At 56.4% G+C, this 11093-nt stretch carries 12 protein-coding genes; 8 read left to right on the forward strand and 4 right to left on the reverse strand.

Annotated elements, in window-relative coordinates:
* Positions 1 to 290 precede the first annotated feature (290 nt).
* The 4 genes from dnaC to LQK91_RS18615 all read right to left on the reverse strand — a co-directional run bounded on the left by dnaC (position 291) and on the right by LQK91_RS18615 (position 3117).
* A complete protein-coding gene (dnaC, locus tag LQK91_RS18600) occupies positions 291 to 1031 on the reverse strand; it encodes a DNA replication protein DnaC (RefSeq protein WP_003849584.1) in 741 nt (246 codons plus the stop codon).
* A complete protein-coding gene (gene dnaT, locus LQK91_RS18605; protein WP_105099990.1) occupies positions 1031 to 1567 on the reverse strand; it encodes a primosomal protein DnaT in 537 nt (178 codons plus the stop codon). Before dnaT ends, dnaC begins: the two co-directional genes overlap by 1 nt.
* Before the next feature lie 111 nt (positions 1568 to 1678).
* Positions 1679 to 2359, reverse strand: a complete 681-nt coding sequence (locus tag LQK91_RS18610; RefSeq protein WP_105099991.1) for a hypothetical protein — start codon at positions 2357 to 2359, stop codon at positions 1679 to 1681.
* 74 nt (positions 2360 to 2433) lie between these two features.
* Positions 2434 to 3117 (reverse strand): autotransporter, encoded by a 684-nt coding sequence (locus tag LQK91_RS18615; protein WP_231001653.1) that lies wholly within the window; start codon positions 3115 to 3117, stop codon positions 2434 to 2436.
* Between the two features lie 158 nt (positions 3118 to 3275).
* Between LQK91_RS18615 and LQK91_RS18620 the strand changes: the two genes are divergently transcribed.
* From LQK91_RS18620 to ghrB, 8 genes are all read left to right on the forward strand, one after another.
* Complete coding sequence (locus LQK91_RS18620; protein WP_105099992.1) at positions 3276 to 3842, forward strand: DNA-3-methyladenine glycosylase I; 567 nt, start codon at positions 3276 to 3278, stop codon at positions 3840 to 3842.
* 110 nt (positions 3843 to 3952) lie between these two features.
* The gene (locus LQK91_RS18625; protein WP_003849594.1) at positions 3953 to 4612 is read left to right on the forward strand and encodes an OmpA family lipoprotein; all 660 of its coding nucleotides are present in this window, start codon (positions 3953 to 3955) and stop codon (positions 4610 to 4612) included.
* A 139-nt stretch (positions 4613 to 4751) separates the two neighbouring features.
* Complete coding sequence (locus LQK91_RS18630) at positions 4752 to 5732, forward strand: LacI family DNA-binding transcriptional regulator (protein WP_003849595.1); 981 nt, start codon at positions 4752 to 4754, stop codon at positions 5730 to 5732.
* A gap of 65 nt (positions 5733 to 5797) precedes the next feature.
* Positions 5798 to 6823: a LacI family DNA-binding transcriptional regulator gene (locus LQK91_RS18635; protein ID WP_105099993.1), complete on the forward strand. Its 1026-nt coding sequence runs from the start codon at positions 5798 to 5800 to the stop codon at positions 6821 to 6823.
* Positions 6824 to 6962: 139 nt separating this feature from the next.
* Entirely contained in the window at positions 6963 to 7712 is a 750-nt protein-coding gene (locus LQK91_RS18640; RefSeq protein ID WP_003849598.1) for a sugar phosphate isomerase/epimerase family protein, read from the forward strand.
* A gap of 9 nt (positions 7713 to 7721) precedes the next feature.
* Positions 7722 to 8681, forward strand: a complete 960-nt coding sequence (locus LQK91_RS18645) for a sugar kinase (RefSeq protein ID WP_003849600.1) — start codon at positions 7722 to 7724, stop codon at positions 8679 to 8681.
* Between the two features lie 32 nt (positions 8682 to 8713).
* On the forward strand, positions 8714 to 9994 hold the full coding sequence (locus LQK91_RS18650; protein WP_003849602.1) for an MFS transporter: 1281 nt from the start codon (positions 8714 to 8716) through the stop codon (positions 9992 to 9994).
* A gap of 74 nt (positions 9995 to 10068) precedes the next feature.
* A complete protein-coding gene (ghrB, locus tag LQK91_RS18655; RefSeq protein WP_105099994.1) occupies positions 10069 to 11043 on the forward strand; it encodes a glyoxylate/hydroxypyruvate reductase GhrB in 975 nt (324 codons plus the stop codon).
* The last annotated feature ends 50 nt before the right edge of the window (positions 11044 to 11093 follow it).

Raw genomic sequence — 11093 nt, forward strand, 5'->3', positions numbered from 1 at the left:
CACTCAACAGAGGAGTAACAATTGAGTGTATCAGCCCATGCGGATTCTTCATCCCACACTTTGCGTGCTGTTTCACACAACCCAATCGACGGTGGCGGAGATCGTGATGATGATCGGATTGCCGGATTAACACGGGTTTTCTGTGGTACCGGCGGAGCGGGCGAGACTGCGGGTGCAGCACCGTTGTCTGCGCCGGGTAGGGGAGAAAGACAAAGCAAGGGTGGTGAATGGCAAGGATGCGGAACATCAGGCCCGATTAACGCAGTGACCCGGCACAGCCGGGTCACTGATTAATATTCGTCGCCGCGCACCCGACTGCGATAGCTTTCCCAGTCGAAACGCACCCACAGGCTGTTACCGAGCCGCATACGATCCATGACGCGTTCACCCAGCAGTGCATTCATACCTGCATGGTCGAGGTTAGATAACATGCCGGTCGGTCGTTTCGACGAAGAACGGCGATCAACTATCTGGTTGATGATCACTTTTTCGTAGCGCGATTCGCTCTGCATACCAATTTCATCAATCACCAGCAGATCAACGCTGCTGAGATCCTGAATCAGCCGTTCTTCGGTAATGCCGCTACTGCCGCTGAAGGTGCCCTTCATACTCGACATCAGATCGGCCACCGTCACGATCAGCACGCTTTTACCGCGCAGAATCAGGTCATTGCCAATCGCGGCAGCCAGATGGTTCTTACCGGTGCCGGGACGTCCTGAAAAGACAAAGCTGGCGATGCTGCCATCAAATTCGGCAGCGTACTGACGTGCCAGCTCCAGCGCTTTGCGCTGTCCCTCGTTCTCTACCCGGTAATTATCAAATGAGCAGTTCATGTGCAGCTCACGAATACCGGATCGGCCCATCACGCGCTGCATTTTCATTGCGCGGTTTTCACGCACAATCGCCTCTGAACGCAGGCGACCCTGCTCCTGATTCCACGCCAGCAGCTCTTCACCATTGGCAAATTTCGGCCGGGTGCCCTCAGGCATCATTCTTTTCAGACGGTTAAAGAGATCGTTGGGCGTTTTCATCATTCACCTCGGAAACCATCGGGAATGGTACGGTCAGGATCAGGCAACTGCGTAATATCACGCTTCGGTTGCCCGCCGTTTGCGGCGCGGTTCATCTGAATGCTGCGCGCCAGCTTTTGTTGCCACTGCACATGATGGAACATCCGGCCTTCGGCCTGCCAGTAGGCCACAAAGGCCGCCAGCTCGCTGGGCGTCACCGGTTCACTCAGCGCCGCGCCCCAGATGGCGGCCTGACGGGTAAAGTCGGCGTCCGGCTGCCAGCCCTGATACATGGCGAACTTCCCTGCCGGCGTATGAATCGCGGCGGGCGCGTCGTCATACAGGCTGTCATCCAGTGCCACATCATTCGGCTGCCGGACGGCGGTTTCCAGCGCCAGCAGCTCAGCCAGACGCGTCGGTGTGATGGCGTACATCACCGGCGCATAGTTATCTAACACCGCCAGCGTGCCCTTTTCCGCCTGCTGCAGGGCAGTCAGCGGATCCTGTCGGAAGGCATCCAGGCCAATAAGCGTTGAAGTTAAGATTTTAGCTGACATGAAAAGACCTGAGGTTAACGAACACCTTGCGTCGGGAACCCATCGCCGACGCAGAAGTGTTTATTGTACCTGTTTTAAGGGTGCGGATCGCTTAAAAAGCAACGCTGCGGATCAGTGTGAGGTGACCGGGGAGGTCGCGTGGCGGGCCGTTGCAGATTCGGTGATTTGTACCCGGACACCCGCAGCAGCCGGACGGGTCTGCCATAAGTAGCGCACCGAGGCGAGCCAGCAGAGGCTGTATCCCAGAAGCTCGGTACCCTCTTCGGCCATGTTTTTCACCACGCGGTTGTAATCTCCCAGCATCAGATGCTGCCACAGCGCATGCACACCAAACAGGCGGGAGAAGACCAGCACCACTAAGAAGCCAGAGGCCATCACCGGCCAGCTGCGGTGCAGCAGCAGATTCGCCAGCGCATGCACGGTTTTTTTCGGCGTCCGCAGCGCGACAGCCAGCGAACCCGCCGTAACGGCCAGTGCAAACCAGACCCAGCTGCCGTGCTGAAAAGTATCAAAAACAAAGTCGAGTTCGCGGATGAGCATGCAGCTGTAAAAGCCCGCCACTAAGGTCAGCGCCCCGCGCTGAGCGGGACGGCGTTGAGCCGCAATAAAGAACAGTGCGGCGATCATCGCCAGCATGCATTCCTGGGTGGTTTCAGTAAAAGAGGTTTCGTGGAGCGCGTCGTTCATCCAGGCCACATCAATGTAGACAGGGACGATAGTCAACGCGAGAACCAGAGCTGCCAGAAGGAAAACCGCTATTTCGCGGCCAATAATTGTCAAATCGTTGCGCATAAGGTTACCGGTATAATGATTAGCGGACTCATTATATTTTAAACGCCCGATTCCCTTTCTCATTTTATGCCCCGCTAGAAGCTGGCACTGAATCCAAAGGTATAAAGTTGCTGCTCCTGATTATTCAGCGCCTCACTTTGTGAAAACGCAGCAAAAGCCGCCAGATTCGCGTTGAGTGGCATTTGTGCACCGATGCTCACATCAATGCCGTCGGATTGATCAGAGCCGTTGGTTGCCTCGCGCCGGGGATTCTGCGATGTATCGGCCATCAGATAGTGATAACTCAGCTGCGCCCAGGGCGATATCCATCCCTGTTTCGAATCAATGCGCCAGCCGACACTGGCGCTCTGCTCACGGCTCTGCTGATCGCTGTAATCGCATTGCAGACAGTTCATCTGCTGCGGATCGACCGCATACTGCGCCACCGGCCCGGTGGTGAGTGACGGGGCAATAGGCAGGTCAACGCCCGCCCGATAGCGTTTTCCCAGTGGCGTAGTGCCTACGCTGCCGGTTTCACTGTGCAGGGCAATGGGGGATGCGGTAGGCGAGTTAATGGCGGCTTCAAACAGGGCGCGGCTTTCATCGCTGAAGGCGAGTGGGTTCAGGGCGATCTTCTCCGCCAGGATCGTGTCGTAGTCGGGAGAGAAGACGGGATGTTGAGGCGCAGAGGTGCCACCGCGGGCAAAAGTCGGTTGCGTTAAGAGTAACAGGCATACAGCACAGCAGGTCCGCAGACCTTTCCAACCGCTTCTCGGCACAATCGCTTCTCCGGGCAAAACTGAAGTTATTATCCGGCGTCTTAATTAAATTTTCGGCCCGTCTCTGTTATTTAACCGGTGGTTGTTTAACTATCAACCGATAAATTCTAAGATCAAGCGGACCGCCAGAATTTTCACGTCATTAAAGGAAAAAAGTGATGCAACGATGTGGTTGGGTAACGCAGGATCCCCTCTATCTGGCCTATCACGACCGTGAATGGGGTGTGGTGCAAAGAGACAAACGCGCGCTGTTTGAGATGCTTTGTCTGGAAGGGCAGCAGGCGGGATTATCCTGGATCACCGTGCTAAAAAAGCGGGAAAACTATCGGGCGGCCTTTCACCAGTTTGATCCGCAGGCCATAGCATTGATGGATTCCACAGATATTGACGCGCTGATGCTCAACAGCGGCATTATCCGCCACGCGGGTAAAATCGCGGCCATTATCGCTAACGCGCGTGCTTATCTTGAAATGGAGACGAAAGGCGAAGATTTCAGCCAGTTCGTCTGGCAATTTGTCGATAACGTGCAAATCGTTCACGATTATTCTGATTACAGCCAGGCACCCACGACGTCAGAGCACGCCATTGCGCTCTCTAAGGCGTTAAAGCAGCGTGGTTTTAAATTCATCGGCCCCACAATTTGCTACTCCTTTATGCAGGCCTGTGGGCTGATAAATGATCATCAGAGCAACTGTTTTTGTCATCCTGACAATCAAAAGACGTGATTCCCGTTAAATCAGGATTTTTCCGCACTACATTCCCTGGCATCAGGCGGCATAATCGTGCCACTTATGGGAAAGGTTTTCCCCTGTGTGTCGAATGTAAGGGAACAAAAATGCAGAAAAAATTAATCGCCATCACTTTGTTATTAAGCGGCACCCTGGCCCTGCCAGGGTGTACGACCAATCCTTACACCGGCGAATCTCAGGCGGGTAAGTCAGGCGTGGGCGCGGGCCTGGGCGCACTCGTGGGTGCCGGTGTCGGCGTGCTCTCCTCGTCGAAAAAAGATCGTCGTAAAGGCGCACTGATTGGTGCCGCTGGCGGTGCTGCACTGGGCGGTGGCGTGGGCTACTACATGGATGTACAGGAAGCGAAACTGCGCGACAAAATGCGCGGCACGGGTGTCAGCGTGACCCGTAATGGCGATAACATCGTTCTGAATATGCCAAATAATGTCACCTTCGACTCTAATAGCAGCAATCTGAAACCGGCCGGTGCAAATACCCTGACCGGTGTTTCAATGGTGCTGAAAGAGTATCCGAAAACAGCGGTAAACGTCGTAGGTTACACCGACAGCACTGGCAGCCGTGCACTGAACATGCGCCTGTCTCAACAGCGTGCTGAAAGTGTTGCCAGCGCGTTGATCGTGCAGGGTGTTGCCAGCGATCGCCTGCGTACGCAGGGTGCAGGCCCGGATAATCCGGTTGCTACCAACAGCACCGAAGCAGGTAAAGCACAAAACCGTCGTGTTGAGATCACGCTCAGCCCACTGTAATAATCGCGCGCGCCCCCGACCTGGGGGCGTCTTTTTTCTGTAAAGCCTTCCGCTAAAAGAACCAGTAATGTTTCGGCGAATAGAGCCAGCAGACGCTTTATGGTAGCCTGATCAAAAATTGATCAGAGAATATTTCCTCATGTCTCTTAAAGCCATCGCTACGGTTTTAGGCCTTTCCGTGACGACGGTCAGTCGTGCCCTTAATGGTTATCAGGACGTTGCTCACGAAACGCGTAAGCGTATCGAAGAGGAAGCGCAGCGGCGCGGCTACCGACCCAATGCAGCGGCGCGGCGTCTGAAAACCGGTCGCGCTAACGCGGTGGGTCTTATCTACCCGATCAGTGCATCTTCTCTGAGTGGCAGCGACTTTAGCGACATGCTGCTGTCGCTGGATCATCACCTTGCCTGTCATGACATTAATCTGCTGTTACTGATGGATAAGCAGCAGAGTCAGTCGACACTGACACATCTGTTGCGCAGTGGGGCCGTGGATGCCCTTATCGTCGGTCACACTACGCCCGATGACAGCCGACTTCATGCGCTGCTTCAGGCTAATTTTCGCTTTCTGGCGCTGGGCCGCAGCGATCTGCCACCCACTTATGCCTGGTTTGATGTGGATCACTTCGCGGGTTCGCAGATGGCGGTGAGCTGGTCGCTGGCGCAGGGACGGCAGCGGATAGCCTGGCTCGGCAGCAATGAACACAGCACGCAGGTGCGTGAGCGTCGTCAGGGATATCTGACCGCGCTGGGCGATGTCGCACCTTATGCGATGGCGGCTGTGTCGCCGTCTCGCCGTGCCGGCTATCAGCAAACCAGGCAGTGGCTGGCAGAGGCGGCGGTACCGGAAGTGATTATCACCGACTGCGCTGTGCTGGCTGAAGGCGCCGCTCTGGCACTGCATCAGGCAGGACGGTCAGCAGGTGAGCGTGCCATTCTGCTGGCAGGCTGGGAGGGATTGCCGCGTGATGCGATTCTCGATCATCCCATTGTCGCTATTCGCCAGGCAACACCGCACCAGGCCGGAGAGCAGGTGGCTGAAATGGTCATCCAGCTGATCAATGGCGCACCACCGGAAACGTTACAGACCCTTTGGCAACCCTGGCTGCAATTACCGGTATAGCACTTTTTGCGGTGAGCTTTGCTTGTGCTAGTCTCTGCCTGGTTTCTCATTTCGCAGGATATCTCATGAAAATCAGGCCGCCTCGTGCCACCATCAGCGATGTTGCTCACGCGGCACGAACGGGCAAAACCAGCGTTTCACGCTATCTCAATGGCGAGCTGCATCTGCTTTCTGACGGTTTAAAAGCGCGGATTGAGCAGGCGATTGCCGATCTCAGCTATCGTCCAAGCCAGATGGCGCGCGGCCTGAAGCGCGGACGTACCCGCCTGATCGGGCTGATTATTGCCGATATCACCAATCCCTATTCCGTCGATGTGATGAGCGGTATTGAAGCCGCCTGCCGCGAGCAGGGTTTTACCCTGCTGATGTGTAACACCAATAATGAAGTGGATCTGGAGCAGCACTATCTGCAACTGCTTAGCAGCTATCAGGTAGAAGGCATCGTGGTTAACGCGGTCGGTATGCGTGAAGAGGTGCTGAATCATCTGCAACAATCCCTGCTGCCAATGGTGCTGATTGACCGAAAAATCCCCGATTTTCCCTGCGATGTAGTGGGACTGAATAACGCCGAAGCGGCTGAAACAGCCACGCGCCATCTGGTCGACAATGGCTATAACGCACTGCTGTTTCTGAGTGAGCCGCTGGGCAGCGTCAACACTCGCCGCGAGCGTCTGCAGGCTTTCCGCCAGCTGCTGGCAACGCATCCTCAGGTTGAGCATGAGAATACTGAAGTGGGGCTGCATCAGCCCGATGCGCTGGACCAGGCGTTGCTGGCCTTCCATCAGCGTCATACCGGCAAACGCTGCGCGGTGATGGTCGCCAACGGGGCGCTGACGCTGCAGGTGGCGCGATCGTTACAACGACTCAATCTGCACTGGGGTCGCGATATCGGCCTGCTCGGTTTTGATGAACTGGAGTGGGCGGCGCTGGCCGGTGTCGGTATCACCACGCTGAAACAACCCACCTGGCAGATTGGCTTCAGTGCACTGGAACGCCTGATTGCCCGTATTGAGGGCAGTGATATGCCGGTTGGCGAGCAGGTCTTCTCTGGTGAACTGATTGTTCGCGGCTCAAGCCAGCCTCTGGGCTGAATTTCAGATTTAACCTTCCGTTTACGTGCTCGCTTCGTGAGCACGATCATAATTTCACAGTTTGCTCCTTTGCTTTGGAACCGGTTCCATTTAGGGTTTTTCTATTCGTTATGGGCAGAACCCTGCCATGGAGTAGAACATGAAACCTGACATCATCGTGGTGACCGCCGCTTATGGCCACGCGCAGATCGCCGCACTCGGGGGTCAGCGTGCGCTGCTGCCGATTATTCAGCAGGCGGGCGCTGACGGCGTTGAAATCCGCCGCGAACTGCTTGATGACACGGCGCTTACCGATCTGCCCGCGCTGGGCCGGGCGGTGGCGCAGCATCAGCTGCACGCCAGCTATTCGGTGCCCGATACGCTGTTTTGTGACGGCGGCGAAATCAATCCACGCCTGATCCACTACGTTGAAGAAGCACGCCAGTTAAACGCTCAGCGGCTGAAAGTGGCGCTGGGAGACTTTACCGGTGCACTCCCTCGCGAAACGTTGCAGGCGCTGCTGGCGGATCTGCCGTTTCAGCTGACCGTGGAAAATGACCAGACTGAGCATGGTCGACTGGCGCCGTCCGTCGCATTTTTTACGGCGGTCAGGGAAGCCGATCTGCCGATCAGCATGACCTTTGATATGGGTAACTGGTGCTGGACCGGGGAAGATGCCGACCAGGCAGCGCAACAACTGGCCGCACAGGTGGGTTATGTGCACGTCAAAGCGGCCGTGCCGCACCAGGATAGCTTCCGGGCGATTGCGCTGGATGAGGCGGATGACCACTGGCGCACGCTGCTGCAACAGCTGCCCGCACAGGCACCGCGTGGTATCGAATTTCCGCTGGAAGGCGACGATCTGACTGCGGTGACACGCCACTACGTGTCGCTGCTGCGTAACGTGTAAGGAACAGATATGACGCACATTAATCATCACAACGGTCAGCTTGATGTGGTCACCATCGGTGAAGCGATGGCGATGTTTATCGCCCGCGAGACTGGCGATCTGGCCGCAGCAGAGACCTTTGTTAAACGTGCTGCGGGCGCTGAACTCAATGTGGCGACCGGCCTGGCACGTCTTGGCCTGAAAGTGGGCTGGGTCAGCCGTATCGGCGATGACGCTTTCGGCCGGTTTATCTGCCAGCAGCTGGAAAAAGAGGGTATCGACCACGCCTGTGTGACGGTCGATAAACGCTATCCCACCGGTTTTCAGCTCAAGTCCAAAGTCGATGACGGTTCTGATCCGCTGGTGGAATATTTTCGTAAAGGCTCGGCGGCCAGCCATCTGTCGGTTGACGATTTTGATGCAGACTATTTCGGCTCGGCGCGTCATCTGCACCTGAGCGGTGTGGCGGCGGCGCTGTCAGAGAGCTCGCTGGCGCTGCTGAAGCACACCGCCAAAGAGATGCGTGCACGCGGTAAAACTATTTCGTTTGACCCTAACCTGCGGCCGGTGTTGTGGCGCAGCGAAGAGGAGATGCGTAAGCAACTCAATCTGCTGGCGGAGTATGCCGACTGGGTGCTGCCGGGCGAAAAAGAGGGGCTGATTCTGACCGGTTATCGTCAGCCGGAAGCGATCGCCGATTTCTATCTCGACAAGGGTGTCAAAGCCGTGGTCATAAAAACCGGTTGTGACGGTGCCTGGTATAAAACGTCGCAGGGCGAAAAGGGTCAGGTTGAGGCGATAAAAGTCGATAACGTGGTGGATACCGTGGGTGCCGGTGACGGCTTTGCCGTTGGCGTTATCAGCGCCCTGCTGGAAGGTCAGTCGCTGCCGCAGGCGATTCGTCGCGGCAACAAAATTGGTTCGATGGCGATTCAGGTCATTGGTGACAGCGAAGGTCTGCCGACGCGTCAGCAACTGGGCGACGTGTAGTTCGCGCCCCTCTACAGTCACAGGAGTTCCCGATGAAAAAGCAGACAATCGCGCCAAAACGCTGGTGGTTCATCATGCCCATCGTGTTTATTACCTACAGCCTGGCGTATCTTGATCGTGCAAATTTTAGCTTCGCTTCTGCTGCCGGGATTAATGACGATCTCGGCATCACCAAAGGCATGTCCTCGCTGCTGGGTGCGCTGTTCTTCCTGGGTTACTTCTTCTTCCAGATCCCGGGTGCGATTTACGCCGAACGCCGCAGCGTCAAAAAACTGATCTTCGTTTGCCTGATTCTGTGGGGCGGCTGCGCCTCGCTGACCGGCGTGGTCAGCAACATTCCGATGCTGGCAGCCATTCGCTTTGTTCTGGGCGTGGTGGAAGCTGCGGTAATGCCTGCGATGCTGATTTATATCAGCAACTGGTTTACCAAATCGGAGCGTTCACGCGCCAACACCTTCCTGATCCTGGGGAATCCCGTCACGGTGCTGTGGATGTCGGTGGTGTCGGGCTATCTGATCGAATCCTTTGGCTGGCGTGAGATGTTTATCATCGAAGGGATTCCTGCGGTGATCTGGGCGATCGCCTGGTGGTTCCTGGTGCAGGATAAACCCGCACAGGCGCGCTGGATGAGCGATGCCGAGAAAGCGGCGTTGCAGGCTGAACTGCAGAAAGAGCAGGAAAATATCAAAGCGGTGCGCAACTACGGTGAAGCGTTCCGTAACCGCAACGTGATCATTCTCTGTCTGCAATATTTTGCCTGGAGCATCGGCGTGTATGGCTTTGTGCTGTGGCTGCCGTCGATTCTGCGTAACGGCACGCAGATGGGCATGGTCGAAGCGGGCTGGTTGTCAGCGGTGCCTTATCTGGCGGCAACCATTGCGATGGTTATTGTCTCCTGGGCGTCTGACAAAACCCAGAACCGCAAGCTGTTCGTCTGGCCACTGCTGCTGATCGGTGCGTTGGCTTTCCTCGGCTCGTACCTGGTGGGATCTAACCACTTCTGGATGTCCTACACCCTGTTGGTGATTGCCGGTGCCGCGATGTATGCGCCTTACGGACCGTTCTTTGCCATCATCCCTGAAATGCTGCCGCGTAATGTTGCCGGTGGTGCAATGGCGTTGATCAACAGCATGGGTGCGCTGGGATCGTTTATCGGTTCATGGATTGTCGGCTATCTTAATGGAGCAACCGGCAGCCCATCCGCCTCCTACATCTTTATGGGATCGGCCCTGCTGGTTTCGGTGTGGCTGACGCTGATTGTGAAGCCGGCGCAGAATAAAGCGCCACCGCTGCAGGGGGCGAAACCGGCCTGAAAGCGTAAACGTTAGCCTCTATTTCTCCGGGCGGCCTGCAAGCCGCCCGTAACTTATTGACCGGGAGCCACCGAATGAAACCCGCTGTAATTCTTTATAAAAAACTGCCTGACGATCTTTATGCCCGCCTGGCTGAACAGTGTGACGTGACGGAAATCAGCGATCTCTCACCAGAGAGCCAGCAGAAGTATGCTGCGGATTTCCAGCAGGCAGAAGGTCTGCTGGGATCGGGCGGTAAAGTGAATGGCGAGCTGCTGGCGAAAATGCCCAATCTTCGCGTCTGCTCCAGCGTCTCTGTGGGCTACGACAATTTTGATGTAGACGCCCTGAATCAGCGTAATGTGGTGCTGATGCACACGCCGACCGTGCTGACCGAAACCGTGGCAGACACCATGATGGCGCTGGTGCTGAGCACGGCGCGCCGGGTGCCGGAACTGGATGCCTGGGTTAAAGCGGGTAACTGGCAGAAGAGCATCGGACCGGCGCAGTTCGGCATCGACGTACACCATAAAACGCTGGGTATTCTCGGCATGGGACGTATCGGGATGGCGCTTGCGCAGCGGGCGCACCTTGGTTTCGGCATGAAAATCCTCTATAACGCCCGCCGTGAGCATGAGGAGGCACAGTCACGCTTTGGCGCACAGCGCTGTGAACGGGAAGCGCTGCTGAAGCAGAGTGATTTCGTCTGCATTAGCCTGCCGCTGACTGAAGAGACACACCATCTGATTGGGGCCGCCGAGCTGGACCTGATGAAACCGGATGCGGTGCTGATCAACGCCGGGCGCGGACCGGTGGTGGATGAGAAGGCGCTGATCGCTGCCTTGCAGGCAGGCAAACTGCATGCCGCCGGACTGGATGTGTTTGAGCAGGAGCCGGTCTCTGCCGACTCCCCACTGCTGTCATTGCCCAATGTGGTGACGCTGCCGCACATCGGTTCTGCGACACACGAAACCCGTTACGGCATGATGCAGGATGCGGTAGAAAATCTCATCGCCGCACTTGGCGGAAGCGTCGAGAAGAACTGCGTTAACCCGCAGGCACTGAAGTAATCCCCACGCCTTCCCATTGCGCCCGCCGATGGCGGGCGTTATGGTGGACC

The organism is Pantoea sp. MHSD4 (genome assembly GCF_021043305.1).
Classification (GTDB): domain Bacteria; phylum Pseudomonadota; class Gammaproteobacteria; order Enterobacterales; family Enterobacteriaceae; genus Pantoea; species Pantoea eucalypti.

Excerpts from the sequence above, each read along its gene's own strand:
- LQK91_RS18650 (WP_003849602.1), top strand. The coding sequence starts at position 8,714 with ATGAAAAAGCAGACAATCGCGCCAAAACGCTGGTGGTTCATCATGCCC.
- LQK91_RS18640 (WP_003849598.1), top strand. The coding sequence starts at position 6,963 with ATGAAACCTGACATCATCGTGGTGACCGCCGCTTATGGCCACGCGCAG.
- LQK91_RS18610 (WP_105099991.1), bottom strand. The coding sequence starts at position 2,359 with ATGCGCAACGATTTGACAATTATTGGCCGCGAAATAGCGGTTTTCCTT.
- LQK91_RS18635 (WP_105099993.1), top strand. The coding sequence starts at position 5,798 with ATGAAAATCAGGCCGCCTCGTGCCACCATCAGCGATGTTGCTCACGCG.
- ghrB (WP_105099994.1), top strand. The coding sequence starts at position 10,069 with ATGAAACCCGCTGTAATTCTTTATAAAAAACTGCCTGACGATCTTTAT.
- LQK91_RS18630 (WP_003849595.1), top strand. The coding sequence starts at position 4,752 with ATGTCTCTTAAAGCCATCGCTACGGTTTTAGGCCTTTCCGTGACGACG.
- LQK91_RS18645 (WP_003849600.1), top strand. The coding sequence starts at position 7,722 with ATGACGCACATTAATCATCACAACGGTCAGCTTGATGTGGTCACCATC.
- dnaC (WP_003849584.1), bottom strand. The coding sequence starts at position 1,031 with ATGAAAACGCCCAACGATCTCTTTAACCGTCTGAAAAGAATGATGCCT.
- LQK91_RS18625 (WP_003849594.1), top strand. The coding sequence starts at position 3,953 with ATGCAGAAAAAATTAATCGCCATCACTTTGTTATTAAGCGGCACCCTG.
- LQK91_RS18620 (WP_105099992.1), top strand. The coding sequence starts at position 3,276 with ATGCAACGATGTGGTTGGGTAACGCAGGATCCCCTCTATCTGGCCTAT.
- dnaT (WP_105099990.1), bottom strand. The coding sequence starts at position 1,567 with ATGTCAGCTAAAATCTTAACTTCAACGCTTATTGGCCTGGATGCCTTC.